Origin of the sequence: Streptomyces sp. MH60 (assembly GCF_002939385.1) — a bacterium.
Classification (GTDB): Bacteria; Actinomycetota; Actinomycetes; order Streptomycetales; family Streptomycetaceae; genus Streptomyces.
The window spans coordinates 24,688-44,354 of the sequence record NZ_MULI01000021.1 but is presented as its reverse complement, the minus strand read 5'-3'; the positions used below and the strand labels follow the sequence as shown (position 1 = coordinate 44,354).

The 19,667-nt window shown below is 71.2% G+C and carries 20 protein-coding genes; 12 read left to right on the top strand and 8 right to left on the bottom strand.

Annotation, left to right across the window (positions count from 1 at the left end; translation table 11 throughout):
- Positions 1 to 162 precede the first annotated feature (162 nt).
- Genes BZZ08_RS15980 through BZZ08_RS15955 form a run of 6 tightly spaced genes read left to right on the top strand, consistent with a single transcriptional unit; the run spans position 163 to position 6,707 of the window.
- Positions 163 to 1,428 carry an ROK family transcriptional regulator gene (locus BZZ08_RS15980; protein WP_198601502.1) on the top strand — a complete coding sequence of 422 codons (1,266 nt, stop codon included), beginning with the start codon at positions 163 to 165 and terminating at the stop codon, positions 1,426 to 1,428.
- Complete coding sequence (locus BZZ08_RS15975) at positions 1,415 to 2,296, top strand: ABC transporter permease (protein WP_104632889.1); 882 nt, start codon at positions 1,415 to 1,417, stop codon at positions 2,294 to 2,296. The genes BZZ08_RS15980 and BZZ08_RS15975 overlap by 14 nt, the downstream gene beginning before the upstream one ends.
- A complete protein-coding gene (locus BZZ08_RS15970; RefSeq protein ID WP_104632888.1) occupies positions 2,293 to 3,105 on the top strand; it encodes an ABC transporter ATP-binding protein in 813 nt (270 codons plus the stop codon). Before BZZ08_RS15975 ends, BZZ08_RS15970 begins: the two co-directional genes overlap by 4 nt.
- On the top strand, positions 3,102 to 4,127 hold the full coding sequence (locus tag BZZ08_RS15965; RefSeq protein WP_104632887.1) for an aliphatic sulfonate ABC transporter substrate-binding protein: 1,026 nt from the start codon (positions 3,102 to 3,104) through the stop codon (positions 4,125 to 4,127). The genes BZZ08_RS15970 and BZZ08_RS15965 overlap by 4 nt, the downstream gene beginning before the upstream one ends.
- Positions 4,128 to 4,159: 32 nt before the next feature.
- On the top strand, positions 4,160 to 5,677 hold the full coding sequence (locus BZZ08_RS15960; protein ID WP_104632933.1) for a sulfatase-like hydrolase/transferase: 1,518 nt from the start codon (positions 4,160 to 4,162) through the stop codon (positions 5,675 to 5,677).
- A 31-nt stretch (positions 5,678 to 5,708) separates the two neighbouring features.
- A complete protein-coding gene (locus tag BZZ08_RS15955) occupies positions 5,709 to 6,707 on the top strand; it encodes a formylglycine-generating enzyme family protein (RefSeq protein WP_198601501.1) in 999 nt (332 codons plus the stop codon).
- On the opposite strand, the gene BZZ08_RS15950 is transcribed toward BZZ08_RS15955, so the two are convergent.
- The 4 genes from BZZ08_RS15950 to BZZ08_RS15935 all read right to left on the bottom strand — a co-directional run bounded on the left by BZZ08_RS15950 (position 6,682) and on the right by BZZ08_RS15935 (position 9,056).
- Positions 6,682 to 7,026 carry a hypothetical protein gene (locus BZZ08_RS15950; protein WP_104632885.1) on the bottom strand — a complete coding sequence of 115 codons (345 nt, stop codon included), beginning with the start codon at positions 7,024 to 7,026 and terminating at the stop codon, positions 6,682 to 6,684. The genes BZZ08_RS15955 and BZZ08_RS15950 overlap by 26 nt on opposite strands.
- 121 nt (positions 7,027 to 7,147) lie before the next feature.
- The gene (locus BZZ08_RS15945) at positions 7,148 to 8,002 is read right to left on the bottom strand and encodes a glycerophosphodiester phosphodiesterase (RefSeq protein ID WP_104632884.1); all 855 of its coding nucleotides are present in this window, start codon (positions 8,000 to 8,002) and stop codon (positions 7,148 to 7,150) included.
- Between the two features lie 167 nt (positions 8,003 to 8,169).
- Positions 8,170 to 8,373, bottom strand: coding sequence for a hypothetical protein (locus BZZ08_RS15940; protein WP_104632883.1), 204 nt, complete (start codon positions 8,371 to 8,373; stop codon positions 8,170 to 8,172).
- Between the two features lie 65 nt (positions 8,374 to 8,438).
- Positions 8,439 to 9,056, bottom strand: a complete 618-nt coding sequence (locus BZZ08_RS15935; RefSeq protein WP_198601500.1) for a TetR/AcrR family transcriptional regulator — start codon at positions 9,054 to 9,056, stop codon at positions 8,439 to 8,441.
- 108 nt (positions 9,057 to 9,164) lie between these two features.
- Between BZZ08_RS15935 and BZZ08_RS15930 the strand changes: the two genes are divergently transcribed.
- Positions 9,165 to 10,127, top strand: a complete 963-nt coding sequence (locus BZZ08_RS15930) for a zinc-binding dehydrogenase (RefSeq protein ID WP_198601499.1) — start codon at positions 9,165 to 9,167, stop codon at positions 10,125 to 10,127.
- Positions 10,128 to 10,133: 6 nt separating this feature from the next.
- Here BZZ08_RS15930 and BZZ08_RS15925 read toward each other — a convergent pair whose 3' ends face one another.
- Positions 10,134 to 10,976, bottom strand: a complete 843-nt coding sequence (locus BZZ08_RS15925) for a class I SAM-dependent methyltransferase (RefSeq protein ID WP_104632881.1) — start codon at positions 10,974 to 10,976, stop codon at positions 10,134 to 10,136.
- Between the two features lie 95 nt (positions 10,977 to 11,071).
- Between BZZ08_RS15925 and BZZ08_RS15920 the strand changes: the two genes are divergently transcribed.
- Complete coding sequence (locus tag BZZ08_RS15920; RefSeq protein ID WP_104632880.1) at positions 11,072 to 11,467, top strand: YunG family protein; 396 nt, start codon at positions 11,072 to 11,074, stop codon at positions 11,465 to 11,467.
- Between the two features lie 63 nt (positions 11,468 to 11,530).
- Here BZZ08_RS15920 and BZZ08_RS15915 read toward each other — a convergent pair whose 3' ends face one another.
- Positions 11,531 to 12,544, bottom strand: coding sequence for a LacI family DNA-binding transcriptional regulator (locus BZZ08_RS15915; protein ID WP_104632879.1), 1,014 nt, complete (start codon positions 12,542 to 12,544; stop codon positions 11,531 to 11,533).
- 337 nt (positions 12,545 to 12,881) lie between these two features.
- Between BZZ08_RS15915 and BZZ08_RS15910 the strand changes: the two genes are divergently transcribed.
- From BZZ08_RS15910 to BZZ08_RS15895, 4 genes are all read left to right on the top strand, one after another.
- Positions 12,882 to 14,192 carry an ABC transporter substrate-binding protein gene (locus BZZ08_RS15910; RefSeq protein WP_104632878.1) on the top strand — a complete coding sequence of 437 codons (1,311 nt, stop codon included), beginning with the start codon at positions 12,882 to 12,884 and terminating at the stop codon, positions 14,190 to 14,192.
- A 104-nt stretch (positions 14,193 to 14,296) separates the two neighbouring features.
- Positions 14,297 to 15,292, top strand: coding sequence for a carbohydrate ABC transporter permease (locus BZZ08_RS15905; protein ID WP_104632877.1), 996 nt, complete (start codon positions 14,297 to 14,299; stop codon positions 15,290 to 15,292).
- A 12-nt stretch (positions 15,293 to 15,304) separates the two neighbouring features.
- Positions 15,305 to 16,228 (top strand): carbohydrate ABC transporter permease, encoded by a 924-nt coding sequence (locus tag BZZ08_RS15900; protein ID WP_104632876.1) that lies wholly within the window; start codon positions 15,305 to 15,307, stop codon positions 16,226 to 16,228.
- 47 nt (positions 16,229 to 16,275) lie between these two features.
- Entirely contained in the window at positions 16,276 to 17,715 is a 1,440-nt protein-coding gene (locus BZZ08_RS15895; RefSeq protein WP_104632875.1) for a GH1 family beta-glucosidase, read from the top strand.
- A gap of 69 nt (positions 17,716 to 17,784) precedes the next feature.
- Here the strand turns inward: BZZ08_RS15895 and BZZ08_RS15890 are convergent, their stop codons facing one another.
- Both BZZ08_RS15890 and BZZ08_RS15885 read right to left on the bottom strand, forming a co-directional pair.
- On the bottom strand, positions 17,785 to 18,981 hold the full coding sequence (locus tag BZZ08_RS15890) for a glycoside hydrolase family 64 protein (RefSeq protein ID WP_104632874.1): 1,197 nt from the start codon (positions 18,979 to 18,981) through the stop codon (positions 17,785 to 17,787).
- A gap of 151 nt (positions 18,982 to 19,132) precedes the next feature.
- Positions 19,133 to 19,666 carry a nucleotide triphosphate diphosphatase NUDT15 gene (locus BZZ08_RS15885; RefSeq protein ID WP_104632873.1) on the bottom strand — a complete coding sequence of 178 codons (534 nt, stop codon included), beginning with the start codon at positions 19,664 to 19,666 and terminating at the stop codon, positions 19,133 to 19,135.
- Position 19,667: the final 1 nt, after the last annotated feature.

The window sequence follows — 19,667 nt, the reverse complement described above, 5'->3', positions numbered from 1 at the left end:
GCACAGCATGCGAACGCCCGCGCATTTACGTCAACAGGGCGGACGAATAATGGCGTTCGAGTGCCCCACCCAGGCATCCGCCCACCAGGCATTGTGAACACTTCATTGCCTCTTTCTGTCGGAGTGTTGACGGAATAATCGAGCCTCCCTACGTTGACCGGCATGCAGATGCCCAGCGGAGTGCACGCACTGGTCAGGCGGACCCACGAAGAGCGCGTCATGCGTGCGCTGCAGGAGAACGGCGCCATGAGCCGGGGCGAGATCGCCCGGGTCGTGGGCCTGTCCCGCACCACCCTGTCCGAGATCACCGGCAACCTCCTGCAACGAGGCGCCATCGTCGTCGTGGACACCGACGCCTCCCGCCGCGAGGGCAGCGGGCGACCGGCCGAACGGCTGGCCCTCGACCCGGCGTCGGCGCAGTTCATGGGCGTCGACTTCGGGCACCGCCGCGTCCACGTCGTCGTGGCCGACGCCGCGCACGAGGTCATGGTCTCCGGCTCCGTCCGGTACGAGGACACCGCGACCTGGGCGACCCGCACCGAACTGGCCCTGGAACTGGTCGACCGGCTGAGCGGCGAGGCCGGCGTCCACTACGGGGCGCTCCAGGGCATCGGCATCGGTGTACCCGGCCCCTACCCGGCCCCCGAGGGGGCGGCCTGGCCCCGCGCCACCAAGGGCACCACCGTCCTCCGCCCGGCACCCGAAGGAGTCGACGTGGCCTTCGCCGAACGCTTCGACGCCCCGGTGATCGTCGACAACAACACCCGCCTCGCGGCCCTCGCCGAGGCGATCAGCGGCGCCGACAGCGTCGCCGACCTGGTCTACGTGCGGCTGTCCGACGGCGTCGGCGGCGGTCTCGTCGTCGGCGGCCAGCTGGTCACGGGCTCGTCCGGACTGGCCGGGGAACTGGGGCACGTGACCGTCGAACCGGCGGGCCGCCCCTGCCGGTGCGGCAAGCGGGGCTGTCTGGAGACCGTGGCCTCGGTGCCGGGAATCCTCGCCGCCTGCTGGGAGTTCGGCCTGCGCCTGGAGAACCTGGACGAGCTCGCGGCCGCCGTGCGCCGCGCCCACCCCGTCGTGGACCGGGTCCTGCGGGAGGCCGCGGGGGCACTGGGCCGGGTGGTCGGCGCCGCGACCATGATGCTGAACCCGGCCAAGGTGGTCATCGGCGGCGAGATCACCCGGCTGGCGCCCGTCCTCGTGGAGCAGGTCGCCGCCACCCTCGCCGCCGAGATCTTCCCGACCGCGTCCGCAGGGCCCGTCGTCGCCGCGGCCCGGCTCTCCGACGACGACGGCGCCATCGGCGCGCTGGCCGCGGTCTTCCACAGCTCACCCCTCCTGGCGAGGTATCCCGAAACCGCCGACGTGAAGGGCCGTTCCGATGCATCCGACTCCGCCACCGAAGGAGCCGCCCATGTCCGTCCTTGACAAGCGGAGCGCCGACGAGCGGCACCCGCGGCCCGAGCAACGGCCCGGGGCCTCACCCGGCGCCGAGGCGGGCGACACCCCGGCGGACGCCGTCACGTCCGCGCCGCGACGCTCCCGTTCCGGCCGGCGCGGGCTGCCCCTCGCCCTGAACGCCGTGTCCGTCGCGCTCGGCATCGCGCTCTGGTGGGCCCTCGCCTCCGCCGGTTTCAAACTGCCCACGCCGCCGGAAGTCGTCTCCCGGGCGGGCACCCTGATCAGCGACGGGACGCTCGCCGACGACGCGCTGGCCAGCCTGACCCGGGTCCTCCTCGGCTTCGCCCTGGGCACGGCCGTGGCCGTCCCGGTGGGCTTCCTGATGGGCTGGTACGGCATCCTGCGCGGACTGATCGAACCCTGGATCCAGTTCTTCCGCACCATCCCGCCGCTGGCGATCATCCCCCTGGCCGTGGTCGCCATGGGCATCGACGAGACACCGAAGATCTTCGTCATCTTCCTCGCCGCGTTCCTGGCCTGCGTGATCTCCACCTTCCAGGGCGTGGTGAACGTCGACCGCACCCTGATCAACGCCGCCCGGGTGCTGGGCGCGGGCGACGCCACGATCTTCGCCCGCGTGGTGGTGCCGGCGTCCACCCCGTTCATCCTCGTCGGCATGCGCGTCGGCCTCGGCTCGGCCTGGGCCACCCTGGTCGCCGCCGAGCTGATCGCCGCCCAGGAGGGCCTCGGCTACCGCATGCAGAACGCCCAGCTCTACTACGACCTCCCGACCATCTTCGTCGGGCTCATCTCGATCGGGATCCTCGGTCTCCTCATGGACCGGGTCCTCCTCCTCGCCGAACGCCGGCTCACCCGATGGCAGGAACGCCGATGACCAGCACACCCGCCAAGATCTCCGTCCAGCACGTGACCAAGACCTTCTCGCTGGGCCGGGAGACCTTCACCGCCCTCGACGACGTCTGCCTCGACATCGCCGACCACGAGTTCGTCACCGTCGTGGGTCCCTCGGGCTGCGGCAAGAGCACCCTGATGAACATCCTCGCCGGGCTGGAGACACCCACCGCCGGCCGGGCCCTGGTGGACGGCGCCCCCGTCTCGGGCCCCGGACCCGAACGCGGCGTCATCTTCCAGCAGTACGCCCTCTTCCCCTGGCTGACCGTGCGCCAGAACGTCGAGTTCGGCCTCAGGACCACGCGCGTGCCGAAACAGGAACGCCGCGCCAGGGCGGAGCACTTCATCGAACTGGTCGGCCTGGAACGCTTCGCCGACGCGCTCCCCAAGACCCTCTCCGGCGGCATGCGCCAGCGCTGCGCCATCGCCCGCGCCTACGCCGTCGACCCCTCGATCCTGCTGATGGACGAACCCTTCGGCGCCCTCGACGCGCTCACCCGGGTCAAGCTCCAGGAGCAGCTGCTCAAGACCTGGAGCCAGGACAAGCGCACCGTCCTGTTCATCACCCACGACGTCGACGAGGCCGTGTTCCTGGCCAACCGGGTCATCGTGATGGCCGCCCGCCCAGGGCGCGTCTACGACGTCGTCGACGTCGACCCCGCCATCGAGCGCGACGAGGCCTTCCGGCTCAGCCCCGAGTTCGCCGCGCTGCGCAACCGCGTCTGGCACTCCGTCTACCACCAGGAAGGCCGCACCGCCGCCCTTTCCGGTTCCCACGCCCCGACATCATGACCCGGAAGGGACTCACCGCCATGTCACCCGCCCTCACCCGCAGAAGCCTCACCACCACCCTCGCCGGCGTGGCCGCGATGGCGCTGCTCGCCGCGTGCGGCGGCGGCTCGTCCTCCGGCGGATCGTCGGACAAGGTGCGCTTCGGCTACATCAACGACTTCAACGGCGCCAGCCTGATCGCCATCGCCGAGGCCAAGGGCCTGTGGAAGAAGCACGGGCTGTCGGCGGACACCAAGGTCTTCACCAACGGGCCGCTCCAGATCCAGGCCCTGGGCACGAACAACCTCGACTTCGGCTACATAGGCCCCGGCGCCATGTGGCTGCCCGCCTCCGGCCAGGCCAAGGTCGTCGCCATCAACACCCTCGGCAACTCCGACCGGGTCCTCGCCCAGCCGGGCATCACCTCGATGCGGCAGCTCAAGGGCAAGACCGTCGCCGTACCCGAGGGCACCTCCGGCGACATGATCCTCTCCCTCGCCCTGGAGAAGGCCGGGATGACCAAGGAGGACCTGAAGGTCGTCCCCATGGACCCGTCCACCATCGTCTCCGCCTTCTCCTCTCAGCAGGTCGACGGCGCCGGCTTCTGGTACCCGGCCGCGGCGACGATCAAGAAGCAGGTCCCCGACCTGGTCGAACTCGCCAAGAACGCCGACTTCGAAGACGACGTCTCCTTCCCCACGGCGTTCGTCGCGGGCAACAAGGTGGTGGCCGACCAGCCGGAGAAGACCAAGAAGGTCCTCGCCGTACTGCGCGAGGCCATGACGTTCCGCGCCGAGCACACCGACGAGGCGATCAAGCTCACCGCCGACAAGCTGAAGATCCCCGTCGACCAGGTCGAGGCGGACGCCGCGAACAACAAGGTGCTCAGCGTGGCGGAGCTCGACAAGCTGACCCAGGACGGCACCGTCGTGAAATGGCTCCAGGGCATGAACGACTACTTCGTCGACGCCGGCAAACTCAAGAAGCCCGCCGACCCGAAGACCTACTACACCGGCGACCTCTTCACGGGAGCGGGCAAGTGACGCGAGAGAACCAGCCCGGCGCCCAGTCCGGTGTGCAGCCCGGTGCGCAGTCCGGGGCGTCCCGGAAGAACATCCTCTTCCTGATGACCGACCAGCACCGCACGGACACCCTCGGCGCCTACGGCAACCCACTGGCCCACACCCCCGCGCTCGACGAACTGGCCGCCACGGGAACCCGCTTCGACCGCTGGTACACCCCCACCGCCATCTGCACCCCGGCCCGCGCCAGCCTCCTGACCGGCCAGGCACCCTTCCGGCACAAGCTCCTCGCCAACCACGAACGCAACGTCGGCTATCTCGAAGACCTGGCCGAGGACCAGTTCGCCTTCTCCCGCGCACTGCGCGAACACGGCTACAACTGCGGCCTGTTCGGCAAGTGGCACGCCGGCAACCGGCGCACCGCGGCCGACTACGGCTTCGACGGCCCCGAACTCCCCGGCTGGCACAACCCCGTCGACCACCCGGACTACCTCGCCTACCTCGCCGAACGCGGACTGCCCCCGTACGAGATCAGCGACCGGGTCCGCGGCACCCTGCCCAACGGCGGCCCCGGCAACCTGCTCGCCGCCCGGCTGCACCAGCCGGTCGAGGCCACCTTCGAGCACTACCTGGCCACCCGCGCCATCGAGCAACTGGAGCGGTACGCCGCCGACGCCCACGACCGCGACCGGCCCTTCTTCCTGGCCCTGCACTTCTTCGGACCGCACCTGCCGTACATCCTGCCCGACGCGTACTTCGACCTGGTCGACCCCGCGGACGTGGAACTGCCGCGGTCGGTGTCCGAGACCTTCGAGGGCAAACCCCCGGTCCAGCGCAACTACAGCGCGCACTGGACCTTCGACACGATGCCCATCGAGACCACCCGCAAGCTCATCGCCGTCTACTGGGGCTACGTGGCCCTCATCGACCAACAGATCGGCCGGGTCATGGCGGCCATGGAACGGCTCGGCCTCGTCGAGGACACGGCGGTGTTCTTCACCTGCGACCACGGCGAGTTCACCGGCTCGCACCGGCTGCACGACAAGGGCCCGGCGATGTACGAGGACATCTACCGCACGCCCGGCCTGCTCCGGGTCCCGGGCGCACCCGGTGGACAGGTGCGCGACGAGTTCGTCAGCCTCCTCGACTGCACCGCCACCATCCTCGAACTGGCGGGCCTCGACCCGAAACCCGCCGTCGACTCGCGCAGCCTGCTGCCCCTCGTGCGGGGCGAGGCGGTGGACTGGGACGAGGACATCGTCTGCGAGTTCCACGGCCACCACTTCCCCTACCCGCAGCGCATGCTGCGCGAGGACCGCTACAAACTCGTCGTCAACCCCGACTCCGTCAACGAGCTGTACGACCTGCACACCGACCCGGACGAGCTGCAGAACGTCTACGCCCATCCGGAACAGGCGGAGGTCCGCGGCCGCATGATGCGCCGGCTGTACGACGTCCTGCGGGAACGCGGCGACAACTTCTACCACTGGATGACGTCGATGTACGACGTGGGCGAGGTGGGACACGACCCGACCCTGAGCGGGCTCGACGAGTCCACGTACAAGGCGTAGCGGGCCGGGCACGCGAACGATTCGAGGACCGATGACCCGTACTCACCGCCCGTGCTGCGCCCCCGCGACGGCATCCGTCGCCGTGGACACCACGCCTGCCGCGCCCGCCGCGCCCCTCGCGGCACCGGGACCGGCCGCCCGTCCGCGCTCGACTCGCGGCCAGGTGCGCCTGGCGGGCGGTGAGTTCGCCATGGGGGACGCCTTCGGGGAGGGATACCCGGCCGACGGCGAGACACCCGTGCACACGGTGCGTCTGGAGCCCTTCCACATCGACGAGACCGCCGTCACCAACGCCCGGTTCGCCGCCTTCGTCAAGGCGACCGGCCATGTGACCGACGCCGAACGCTTCGGTTCGTCGGCGGTCTTCCACCTGGTGGTCGCCGCCCCCGCCGCCGACGTCCTCGGCAACGCCGCCGGCGCACCCTGGTGGATCAACGTGCGGGGCGCCCACTGGCGCCGCCCCGAGGGCGCCCGCTCCGACATCACCGGCCGGCCGAACCATCCCGTCGTCCACGTCTCCTGGAACGACGCCGCCGCCTACGCGCGGTGGGCCGGCAAGCGGCTGCCCACCGAGGCCGAGTGGGAGTACGCCGCCCGCGGGGGACTGGCCGGCCGCCGCTACGCCTGGGGCGACGAACTGACCCCCGGCGGCCGGTGGCGCTGCAACATCTGGCAGGGCCGCTTCCCCCACGTCAACACGGCCGAGGACGGACACCTCACCACCGCGCCGGTCAAGTCCTACCGGCCCAACGGCCACGGCCTGTGGAACACCGCGGGCAACGTGTGGGAATGGTGCTCCGACTGGTTCTCGCCGTCCTACTACGCCGAGTCCCCGGCCGCGGATCCGCGCGGACCAGGGACCGGGACGGCCAGGGTCCTGCGCGGCGGCTCCTACCTCTGCCACGACTCCTACTGCAACCGCTACCGGGTGGCCGCCCGCTCCTCCAACACCCCGGACTCCTCGTCCGGCAACCTCGGCTTCCGCTGCGCCAACGACGCGGCCGTCACATGCGGATCAGCCGCTGCGTGATCTCCCGGTACTGCCGCAGGGCGAGCCGGAGTTCCTCGGCCTGCGCCTCGGGGTCCTGGTCCTGCCAACTCTCGTGCAGGGCACGACGCCGCTCCGCGAGGGCGTTCGCGAGGTGGGCGGCGGCCTCGTCGAAGGCACCCTCCGCCTCCGCCAGCGCGTCGTGCGGTGCGTCGGCGAAGGTGTTGATGGCCTTGCGGAGGCGGTCCAGGACCGCGTCCCGTTCCGCCGACGGCAGGAGCGCGTCCGGCGCCGCGGAACGGCGCTCGGCGCGGTCACGGTCCCGGTCCGGGGGCTGCTGTGCGCGCGTCTGGTCATACATGTCGTGTGCCGCTTTCCTGGGTTGCTTGGATCACCGGGTTCCCCGGAGCGGCATACGCTGCGCCGTACGGACAGTCAACGCCCGATGGCGATGTGTGTCAAAGCCGGTTTCCCGTGCCCCGCTACCGTCGGGTGAGGGTCTGGGGGTAGTCGGTGATGATGCCGTCGACGCCGAGGCCGGCCATGGTGCGGATGGCGCCGGGTTCGTCGACGGTCCAGACGTTGATGTCCATGCCGAGTTGGTGGACGCGGTCGACGAGGGTCTGGTCGGTGACGGTGTGCTGGGGGTTGATCTGGTCGGCCCACTGGCTGAGTTCGGTCAGTTCGGTGTCGGTGGGGCGGTCGGCGTCGAGGATGCCGATGGGGATGTCGGGCTGGGCGGTGTGGAAGGTGCGGGCGTCGTCGGTCTGGAAGGACTGCACGGCCAGTTGCTTCCGGGCGAGGGCTTCGCGGACGTAGCGGGGTTTGCCGTGCAGGGTGTCGGCGAGGTCGGTGGCGACGGTGGTGCCGTACTGGCTGCAGGGGCTGATTTCGGCGAGGAGTCCGGTGCGGGTGTGCTGGATGTGGTGGATGACGTCGTCGAGGGTGATGATCGGTTCGCCTGTGTAGTCGTCGTGGAACCAGGAGCCGGCGTCGAGGTGGCGGAGTTCGTTCCAGGTGAAGTCGGAGACGCGGTAGCGGGGGCGTCCGGGGTAGAGGTCTTCGATGTCGGTGGTGCGTTCCATGGTGCAGTCGTGGAAGTTGACGAGTTTGCCGTCCTTGGTGCGCTGGACGTCGATTTCGACGTAGTCGGCGCGTTGGCGGACGGCGAGGTCGATGGCGGCGGCGGTGTTCTCGGGTGCCATGCCCGAGGAGCCGCGGTGGGCGATGACGTCGGGACCGGTCGCGGCCTGCGCGGTCGTCGATGTCGCCGCCAGTGCCAGACCACTCAGCACGGCCACGACCACACCGGCACGCCTCTTGCTCGCGAACTTCACTGGAGCCTCCCACGTTGAATGACTCCCTGGAGACTCCCGGACGCTGGTTACGGGAAGCCTGCCGCGGTCTGGCGGGCCCGGGAGGGGCCGGTGGAGCGGAGCGCCGAACCGGTCATCGAAGGCGGAGGGGGCGATTGCGCGCAATCACCCCCTCCGCCCCGTGCGTTTCACCTGCCGAGGAGACCCTGGGGGAGGAGCGACTGCGGTGAGGTGGCCGGGTGCCCGACCTCCAGCGATCCCAGGAGTCCGTCCAGGAGCGGACCACCGGGAACACCGGCGGACGGGTCGGGCACGGGAGCGGCCTCGGCGACGGGAGCGGAGACCAGCAGAGCGGTGGCCATGACGGCGACACAGGCGAGCTTCTTGATCATGTCCGTCCCAACGAACGGAGACCCCGGGGGAAACGCCCGCCGGGGCCGGACTGGGCCAGTCGGGTTCACGCGGGCGCCAGCCGTGGCACCGGCGGGAGCGGCGCGTGCTCGGGGGAGGCCTTGAACGCCTGGATCACCAGTGCGGCGAAGCGCCGGGAAGCCGCGACGCGGGCGGCCGTCGACAGGGCGTGGATACCCCGGTTGGCCATGATCATGAGGATGAGGTCGTCCAGCACGAAGTCGGGGCGCAGACCGCCGTCGCCCTGGGCCCGACGGGCCAGTTCACCGACGGACTCCAGCGAGTACGCGCGGGCGGCGGCGAAGTCCATCGCGTCCGGGTAGGCCGCCATGAACGCCTCGGTGAAACCCAGGTGCCGGGCGTGCAGCTCACAGGTCTTCTCGACGACGAGGCGGAAACCGGCCCAGGGATCGGGGTGGGCCAGGCCCTCGTCCACGATCGTCCGGCACGCGCGCAGCTGGTCCCTGAAGGCCTCGGTGACCAGTTCCTGCTTGGTCGGGAAACGCCGGTAGAGGGTGGCGGGCCCGACGCCGGCCCGCCGGGCGACTTCCCGCATCGGCACCCGCAGCCCCTCGGCCGCGAACAGCGCGCGGGCCGCGCCGAGGATGCGCTCGCGGTTGTCCTCGGCGTCGGCGCGCAGGGTGTGAGGCAAATGATCGGTCACCACTCTCACTTTAGCGAAGTGGACGGGGGCGTCCGTTAACGTCCGAAGAGCACGGGCCCCAGTACCCGAGGACATGGCGGCATGGCTTCGGCGAGCAAGGAGTGGCGAATGAAGGCAGTGGCGATCCGGGCGTTCGGCGGACCCGAGGGGATGGCGCTCGTCGACCTCCCCGTCCCCGTGCCCGCCGCGGGACAGGTGCTGGTCGCGACGGAGACGATCGGCGTCAGCGGTGCCGACGTCGCCATGCGCAGCGGCGCGCTCGCCTCCTACGGATTCCAGGAGGGACATGTCCCCGGCGGCGAGGTGGTGGGCACCGTCACGGCGGTCGGCGCGGGCGTCGACGCCTCCTGGACCGGTCGGCGCGTGTGGGCCCAGACCGGCGTGGGAGGCGGCTACGCCGAGCAGGCGACCGCCCCGGTCCACGACGTCCTTCCGCTCCCCGAGGGACTGTCCGCCCTGGACGCGGTGACGCTCGGGAGTGCCGGGGTGGTGGCGCACTTCGGACTCGCCCACGCCCACTTCACCGCGGGTGAGAACGTGCTGGTGCGGGGCGCGGCCGGCAGCATCGGCATCATGACGGTCCAGCTCGCGGCGCGTGGCGGTGCCGCGGCGGTGGCGGTCACGACCTCGTCGGCCGCGCGCGGCGAGCGGCTGCGCGGGCTCGGCGCGACCCACGTCCTGGACCGCTCCGGCGAGGGCGACGCGGACGCTCCCGAGTCCTTCGACGTCATCGTGGACATCGTGGCGGGAGCCGACCTGCCCTCCTTCTTCACCAGGCTCGCGCCGAACGGCAGGATGGTGGTGGTCGGCGCCGTCGCGGGGCAGCCGCCCGCGGACTTCGGCACGCGTCTGATGGCGTCCTTCCAGAAGTCGATGTCGTTCGCCACCTTCAGCGCCGCCACCGTCCCGGGAGCGGACCTGCGGGCCGTGCGGGCCGCGCAGTTCGCCGCCGCGGGCCGGGGGGAGATCGAGACCGTCGTGCACGAGGTGCTGCCCCTGGACCAGGCGGCCGCGGCGCACCGGAAGATGGACGCGGGCGAGGTGTTCGGGCGGATCGTACTGACCCCTTAGGCCCGCTCAGTCCGCCCCGCGTGGCCAGACGAACACCTCGGTGCCCGGTCGGCGCTCGGAGAAGCGGCCCGACGGCGAGACCTCCCCCAGCAGCCGGCGGAGATCCGCCTCGAAGACGGCGAGCCGGGCGCCGAACAGGTGCGGGGCCGAGAAGGACAGGGAGAACACCCCCGCGACGACGTCGTCCTCCGTGCGCACCATTGCCTGCCCACCGGGCACGACATGGCGGTACGGGCCGACGAACCCCGCCCCGGCCAGGACCGCGGCCTCACCGGAGGGCGTGCCGCGCGGCAGCAGCCCCCGGCCGCCCCGGCGGACCGGCCCCAGATACCGCCTGACGAGGGCGTCGATCGCCGCGTGCGGGACCGGGGGGTGCGGCAGCCCGTCGACGGTCCGGGTCTCTCCCTTGAGGTCCGAGATGTGCACCAGCGCGCCGCCCGGCCGCAGCATGCCCCGGACGGTCGCCGCCACCGGCTCGCGGTCCATCCAGTGGAACGACTGGGCGAGGGTCGCGACGGTGAAGTCGCCGAGTCCTGCCGGGAGTTCCTCGGCCCGGGCCCGCACCCACCGCACTTTGTCCGCCACACCCAGCTCGGCGGCCTCGCGGGCCGCCTCCGCGAGCATCCCCGCGTCCGGATCCACCCCGACCACCTCGTCGAAGAGAGCGGCCAGGGGCAGGGCGACCGTCCCCGGCCCGCACCCCAGGTCGATCAGCCGGCCCCGCCCGTCCAGGCCCAGCACCTCGGCGAGCACGTCCGCCAGGCCGGGGGCGTACGGGAGTCTCCCGCGCCGGTAGAAGGCGGCGGTACCGGAGAACAGCGTCTCGTCCCACTCCCAGCCGACCCCCATACCGCCCGCCCCTCCCTCCGTCCGGTACGTGCGCGCCCGGTGCGTCGTCGTTCGGTCACCCGTGATTGTCAGTGCCCCTCGGCACAATGGACGGCATGAAACCCCTGCTTCTCGCCGATGTCGAGCGCGCCGTCCGCAGCAGCTGGAGTGCCGAGACGTGCACGCCGGAGTTCCGGACGCGGTGGACCGGGGACGACCCCGCCCGCGACCAGTGCGGAGTGACCGCCATGGTGCTCAACGACCTGCTGGGCGGCGAGCTGATCCGGGGCGAGGTGCACGTGGCGGGCGAGCGGGTCGACTTCCACTGGTGGAACCGGCTGGGCATGGGCGTGGAGATCGACCTCACCCGGGAGCAGTTCGGCCCGCACGAGAGCGTCGTCGGCGGCACCGTCGTCCCCCGGCCGCCCGAGATACGCCGGCTGCGGGAGGAGTACGAGCTGCTGCGCGGGCGGGTCCTGGAGCGGCTGCGTCCGCCGGGGGCCGCCTCGTGACCGGCCGGCCGGGTACCCGGTCGCCGGACGCCTGGTCGCCGTCCCCGCGATGAGGCGCCGGGCCTACGACGACTCGCGCACCACCAGCTCCGTCGGCAGCGTCATCTGCTGCCGGGGCGCGCCGTGCTGCGTGATGTCGGTGAGGATACGGGCCATGGTCCGGCCCAGTTCCTCCACCGGCTGACGCACCGTCGTCAGCGGCGGGTTGGTGTGGCGGGCCAGGACGGAGTCCTCGAAACCGACGACGGCCACGTCCCCCGGCACCTGTCGCTTCTGCCGGCGCAGTTCGGCCAGGGCGCCGACCGCCATGAGGTCGGACGCGGCGAAGACGGCGTCCAGGTCGGGGACGCGTTCAAGAAGCAAACGCATGGCGCGCGCGCCGCCCTCCTCGGTGAAGTCACCCGCCTCGACGAGGAGTTCCGGCGTCGGCACGCCCGCCTCCTCGTGGGCGGCGCGCCAGCCGGCGAGCCTGCTGCGGCCGACGTCCATGTCCAGCGGCCCGGTGATGGTGGCCACCCGGCGCCGTCCACCGCCCAGCAGATGGCGCACCGCGGCGGCCGCCCCGCCGGCGTTGTCGGAGGTGACGTAGCTCAGCCGCTCGCCCGCGTCCCGGCGGCCGGCGAGCACGGTGGGCAGGCCCATCTCCTCGAGCATGCCCGGCAGCCGGTCCTCGGAGTGCACGGAGACCAGCAGCACGCCGTCCACCCGGCGGGTCGCGACCGACTCGGTCAGCTGGTCCCGTTCGGCCTGGTCGCGGACGAGCATCAGCTGCAGCTGGGTGCGGCTCTCGGCCAGGGCCCCGCTGACACCGCGGATGAGCGCGGCGAAGAACGGCTCCGAGCCGAGCCGGCTCTCCGACTCCGGGATCACCAGGGCCACGGCGTTGGTGCGGTTGGTGACCAGGCCGCGGGCGACCGAGTTGGGAACGTAGTTCAGTTCCTTGATCGCCGCAAGGACCCTCTCGCGCGCGTCGGCACTGACCAGCTCCGAGCCGTTGACGACACGGGAGACGGTGGTGCGGCCCACGCCGGCGCGGGCGGCGACGGTTTTGATCGTTGGACGGCGGTTGCCGGTCATGTACTCCCCCCTCGGCGGCCGCGGCGGCGCTGCCTGCCGCGGAGGTGACCTGCGGCAATTCTTGCAGACACCGCGGTCGGCGAAGCACCCCCCGGGCTCCGGGAGGCGAACGCGGCGCCGGGGCGCTTGCGACAAGTTGCTTTCAAGTTATTGACATACAGGCCCCGTTCCCACGAGTCTTCGATGCGCCGGTGGGAACGTGCCCACCAAAATTGGGCACGTTCCCACCCCATGTTCGAGCCGCTGTCTTTCATCGCTGTAGCCGCTGTAGCCATCGCAGTAGTCATCGCAGAACTCGTCACTCCGATGTGTCAGCGTCGTCGCTAGGAGGAGATCCATGGGCACTCTCGGTTCATTGCGCAGAAGGGCGGTGGCGACGGCCGCGGCCGTCGGAGCGCTGGCGCTCGTCGTCGGCTGCGGGGGCAGCGACGACTCGGCCACCGGCGGTGGCAAGAAGGACGGCAAGGTCACCATCACCATGGGCATGTACGGGGTGATGGGCATCAAGGAGACGGGCCTTCTCGAGCAGTACGAGAAGGAGAACCCCGATGTCGACATCAAGGCCGAGATCGCCGGTGACGAGCAGACCTACTACACCGCCCTGCAGACCAGGCTCGCGGCGGGCAAGGGCCTGAAGGACATCCAGGGCATCGAGATCGGCCGGGCCAAGGAGATCACCGAGACCCAGGCGGACAAGTTCGCGGACTTCTCCGACGTCCCGGGCACCGACCACTTCCTGCCGTGGAAGGAGTCCCAGATCAGCACCAAGGACGGCAAGGTGCTGGGCCTGGGCACCGACATCGGCCCGATGGCCGTCTGCTACCGCAAGGACTACTTCGAGAAGGCGGGCCTGCCCACCGACCGCGAGGAGGTCGCCAAGCTCTGGGAGGGCGACTGGAACAAGTACGTCGAGGTCGGCCGCACCTTCAAGAAGGACTTCAAGGGCGGCGACGTGGCCTACATGGACGCGGCCAGCGGCCTGTTCAACGCCATGGTCTACGGCTACCCCGAGCAGTACTACGACGAGAACGGCGAGCTGATCTACGACACCAACCCGGCCGTCAAGGAGGCGTGGAAGCTCTCCGCCGACGCGGCCGAGGACGGACTGACCGCCAAGCTCCGCCAGTTCCAGCCCGGTTGGGACCCCGGCCTGGCCAACGGCACCTTCGCCACCGCGGTGTGCCCGGCGTGGATGCTCAGCCACATCAGCGAGAAGGCAGGCGACGCGAACAAGGGCAAGTGGGACGTGGCCAAGGCGCCCAAGGGCGCGAACTGGGGCGGTTCCTTCCTCGGCGTGGTCGAGCAGAGCCCGGTGAAGGAGGAGGCCAAGAAGCTCGTCGCCTGGCTCACCGCGCCCGAGCAGCAGGCCCACATCTTCAAGGAGATCGGCAACATCCCGTCCTCGCGCGAGGCACTGGACAACCCCGACGTGAAGAACGCCAAGTCCGAGTACTTCAGCGGCGCCCCGATCGGCCAGATCTTCGGCGCGGCCGCCCAGGAGATCCCGGACAAGCAGGTCCTCGGCCGCAAGGACGGCACGATCAAGGACACCTTCTCCCAGGGCCTGGCCCTGATCGAGCAGGGCGACGCCACGCGTGACGAGGCGTGGAAGACCACCGGGGAGCGCATCGAGAAGGCGGTCGGCTGACTCTCCGCTCCCGAGGCCGACCGGGCCCGCCCGCCTCCAGGACCAGGTCCTGGCCGGCGGGCCCGGCGCCTCGCTCACCCATCCGCTCTCAGGAAGGAAGACCGGTGGCCACCTCCACCACCAAGGCCCTGGCCGGGGGCGAGCCTCCGCGTCCGTCCCCCCGCGGGGGCGGCGGGGACACCCCCCGGCGGCGCGGCGCGCTCCTGCACCGGCTCGACATCAAGGGCGCCCCGTACGCGTTCGTCGCGCCCTTCTTCATCATCTTCGCCGCGTTCAGCTTCTACCCCCTCATCTACACCTCGTGGATCTCCCTGCACGACGTGGAGCTGGCCACCCTCGATGTCATGGAGTGGGTGGCGTTCGACAACTACGTGGACCTGTGGGGCGATTCCCGGTTCTGGAACGCGCTGCAGAACACCATCACCATCGGCGTCATCTCCACGGTGCCGCAGCTGATGATGGCGCTCGGCATGGCCCACCTGCTCAACTACCGGATGCGCGCCTCGCTGTTCTTCCGGGTCGCCTCCCTGGTCCCGTACGCCACCTCGGTGGCCGCGGCGGCCCTCGTCTTCACCATGATCTTCGAGCGCGACTTCGGCATGATCAACTGGGCGCTCGGCTCGGTCGGGATCGATCCGGTGGACTGGGAGGCCGACAAGTGGCCCGCCCAGATCGCGATCTCCACCATCGTCATCTGGCGCTGGACCGGCTACAACGCGCTGCTGTACCTGGCCGCGATGCAGGCCATCCCCGCCGACCGGTACGAGGCGGCCTCCCTCGACGGCGCCTCCCGGTGGCAGCAGTTCATCCACGTCACCGTCCCCGGCATCCGCTCCACCATCGTCTTCACCATCGTGCTCTCCACGATCGGCGCCACCCAGCTCTTCGGTGAGCCGCTGATCTTCGGCCAGGGGCCCAACGGGGTCACCGGCGGCGCGGACAACCAGTACCAGACGCTGGGCCTGCTGCTGTACGAGGAGGGCTGGAAGAACTACCAGATGGGCCGCTCGGCGACCGTCGCCTGGGCGATGTTCATGCTGCTGGTCCTCGTCTTCGTCGTGCAGCGCGTCATCAAGCGCCTGCGCTCCCGCACGTCCTGACCTGGAGTCGCCATGACCACTCAAAGTCTCCCGGCCCGGACCGACGCCCCGGCCCGGACCCCCGCCGTGAAGGCGGGCGGCCGCGGCGGCCGCCGGCTGCTGCGCCAGCGTGCCGGCCGCCAGCACCACGCCGGTCCGCTGGCCTACGTGCTGCTCGCCATCATGGCGATCCTGTCGATCTTCCCGCTGTACTGGACGATGGTGGCCGCGTCCACCGACAACACCCGGGTCAGCCAGACGCCGCCCCCGTTCCTGCCCGGCCCGAACCTGTTCAGCAACCTCGCCCGCGCCTGGGACGAGGCGGCGATGGGCAAGGCCATGATCAACAGCCTCATCGTGGCCGGGGTGATCGCCCTGTCCACGGTGCTGTTCGCGACGCTGGCCGGGTTCGCCTTCGCCAAGCTGCGGTTCAAGGGCCGCAACGCCCTGCTCATGCTGGTGATCGGCACCATGATGGTCCCGCCGCAGCTCGCCGTCGTGCCGCTGTTCATGATGATGGCCGACCTGGGCTGGTCGCAGCAGTTGCCCGCCGTCATCTTCCCGACGCTGGTGAGCGCGGTCGGCGTGTTCTTCATGCGGCAGTACCTGACCGAGGCGCTGCCGGACGAACTCGTCGAGGCCGGACGCGTGGACGGAGCGCACTCGCTGCGGATCTTCTTCAGCATCGTGCTGCCCATCGCGCGGCCCGCGATGGCCGTCCTGTTCATGATCACGTTCGTGCACGCGTGGAACGACTTCTTCTGGCCGTTCGTGGTCCTCGACATGACCAACCCGACGGTCCCCGTCGCGCTCACGCAGCTCAGTGCGGGCTATGTCCGCGACCAGTCGCTCATCATGGCCGGCGCGCTGCTCGGCACGCTGCCGCTGCTGGCGATGTTCGTCGTCTTCGGCCGCCAGATCGTCAGCGGCATCATGGCGGGCGCCGTCAAGGGCTGACCCGTCGCCTCCGCCGTACCCAGCACCCCCACCCCGAAAGGACTTACGTGGTCACCGCAGCACAGCAGACCGCGTCCGCCCCGGACGCCGCCCGCACCTTCCCCAAGGGCTTCCTCTGGGGTTCCGCGACCGCCTCCTACCAGATCGAGGGGGCCGCCGCGGAGGACGGTCGCACGCCGTCCATCTGGGACACCTACGCCCGTACCCCCGGCCGGGTCCGCAACGGTGACACCGGTGACACCGCCACCGACCACTACCACCGCCGCAGCGAGGACGTGGCCCTGATGGCCGAACTCGGCCTGGGCGCCTACCGCTTCTCCCTCGCCTGGCCACGGATCCAGCCCACCGGCCGGGGCCCGGCCGTACAGCGGGGCCTGGACTTCTACCGGCGCCTGGTGGACGAGCTGCTGGAGAAGGGCATCCAGCCCGTCGCCACCCTCTACCACTGGGACCTGCCCCAGGAGCTGGAGGACGCGGGCGGCTGGCCCGAGCGTGCCACGGCCGAGCGGTTCGCCGAGTACGCGGCCCTCGCCGCGGACGCGCTCGGCGACCGGGTGAAGACCTGGACCACCCTCAACGAGCCCTGGTGCAGCGCCTTCCTCGGCTACGGCTCCGGCGTGCACGCCCCCGGCCGCACCGACCCGGTCGCCGCCCTGCGCGCCGCCCACCACCTCAACCTGGCGCACGGCCTGGCCGCCCAGGCCCTGCGCGACCGCATCCGCGCCGACGCCCAGGTCTCCGTCACCCTCAACGTCCACCATGTCCGCCCGCTCACCACCAGCGACGGCGACGCCGACGCGGTGCGCCGGATCGACGCGCTCGCCAACCGGGTCTTCACCGGTCCGATGCTGAACGGCGCCTACCCGGAGGACCTGTTCAAGGACACCGCCGAGCTGACCGACTGGTCCTTCGTCCAGGACGGCGACCTGCGCCAGGCCCACCAGCCGCTGGACTTCCTCGGCGTCAACTACTACACGCCCACCGTGGTCTCCGAGACCGACGGCAGCGCCACGCACACCTCCGACGGGCACGGCAACAGTGCCCACAGCCCCTGGCCGGGAGCCGACCGGGTCGCCTTCCACCAGCCGCCCGGCGACACCACCGCCATGGGCTGGGCCGTCGACCCCACCGGCCTGTACGACCTGCTGCGCCGGCTGTCCGCCGACTTCCCGAGGCTGCCGCTGGTCATCACCGAGAACGGCGCCGCCTTCGACGACTACGCCGATCCCGAGGGGCGGGTCAACGACCCCGCCCGGATCGCCTATGTGCGCGGCCACCTGGCCGCCGTCCACCAGGCCATCCTGGACGGCGCGGACGTGCGCGGCTACTTCCTGTGGTCCCTGCTGGACAACTTCGAGTGGGCCCACGGCTACAGCAAGCGCTTCGGCGCCGTCTACGTCGACTACCCGACCGGCACCCGCATCCCCAAGGCGAGCGCCCGCTGGTACTCCGAGGTCGTCCGCACCGGCGTACTGCCCGGCGCCTGACCACCGGACCGCCCCCGTCCTCCGCCGCACCGGCGGGGGACGGGGGCGGACCCGAGTCCCGTCCCCGGTTCAGTCGAGCGGGGCGAGCGTGAGCCGCGCCTCGGCCGGGTTGCCGTCGTGCACCAGCGACTCGTGGTTGCCGACGTCGTCGAAGGCGAACGCGTACGCCTTCCCGTCGGCCATGCGCTCGTGGATGATCCGGGCGTAGTGGTTGGTCACGGAGTCCCGGTAGAAGCCGGCCGCCGAGGGGTCGGGCTGGTTGGGGTTGCTCAGCAGCGTCGAGCGGTTGAACCCGGCGCACAGCGTGCGGGAGATCGGCCCGCGCACCTGGTCGTTGGGCGCGTCCAGGAGCCGGTGGCAGCCGAAGACGCTGGAGGCGTCGGGCTTCTGGAAGCTGGTGACGACCGCGCCGGAGGTGTTGGTGAAGTTCATGACGTTGCCCGAGACCCGGCCGAAGTACTTGGTGTTCGGCTGGTCCCCGAAGGGCGTGACGGTGAGCGTGGACGTCGTGTACTTCTGCCAGACCCGGTTGATGTAGTCGTCCATGACCGACGCGGGCAGCGCCCCGGTCTCCACCCCGTACAGCGGCGCCAGCGCCCGCAGTACCGTGCCGTCCGGCCGGGTCTGGACCAGGCCGCCCCAGCCCGGCTGGGCCCGCAGGGCGTCGAACACCCCGCGGTAACCACCGGCCTTGAGCTGCCCGGCGCTGATCGCGCTGCCGTCGGCGCGCTGCACGCCGACCGTGTAGGGCGCGGAGAACATGTCGACCTGGGTGCTGTTCAGCCACAGCCCGCCGTCGTTGAGTGTGTACTCCGACCAGTTGAAGAGGATGTTGCGGTTGGGGTCGCTCGGGTTCTGGACGGCGGGCTGGACCAGGCCGCCGGTGGTCAGCCGGAAGTCCAGCTTCTGGCCGTAGGAGAAGTAGATGCGTCCCGACAGCTTCGGGATGCGGATGGTCTTGGTCTGTCCCGCGGCCGGTCCGGGGATGGACGCGTCCGGTGCGGGAGTGGGGGGATTGCCACCGGCGGGCCAGGCGTGGAAGGTGCCGTTCTCGTCGGCCCAGCCCTGCTGACCGGTCGTCAGGGAGGTGCCCAGGTTGTAGATGTGGACCGCGTCGCCGCGGGCCGAGTTGTTGGTGATCTTCAGGGGGATGGTGGCGGGCACCGCGGCGTCCGCGGGCGGTGCGGCGCCGAACGTGAGCAGGGCGCCGGTGAGGCCTGCGGCCGCGGCCACGGCGAGCAGACGGTGTCTGAGTCGGGAGAGCACTCTCCACCTCCGTGCGGGTGTGGGGGAATTGGTCCGTACCGATTCTGAGAGCGCTCTCAGGGTTGCGCCGGGGCGCGGCCATGTCAATGCGCGCGGCAGCGGAAGTACGCGGGCCGGAACACGATGCCGCTTCCGGCCTCCACGGCGGGGCCTACCGCGACGCGGCGCACCCGTCCCGGCGCGTGCTGCCGTTCACGACGGGCCCGGCCACCGCGTAGTGCCGGACTCCTGCCGCACCCCGCCGCTCCTCCTCGGGCCACAGGCAGTCCAGGACCGAGGCGGACGGCGGGAAGAGCGCGCAGGGGACCGACTCGCGGGCGAACCACTCCCAGCGCTCGATCTTGTCGGGCTCGGTGACCCGGGGCGTACCGGCCGTCCGCTCGGTGACGGCCGCCGCCGTCACGCGGGTCAGCCCGCCCACGCCGTCGACGAGCACGGCCAGCACCCGCACGTCCGCGGGGGCCGCCACGAGCCCGGTCTCCTCCGTCAACTCCCGGGCGGCGGCCGTCTCGAAGTCCTCGCCCGCGTCGACCTTGCCGCCGGGCAGCTCCCAGCGTCCGTCGTGGCCGAGCCCGAGCAGGACCCGGCCGGCGGGATCGAGGACGGCGAGGCCGACGCCGGTGAGGCTCTGGGCGGCGGGGCGGCTGCGTTCGGGGCGCTCGGCGCGCGGTGCGGAAGGGGTCACC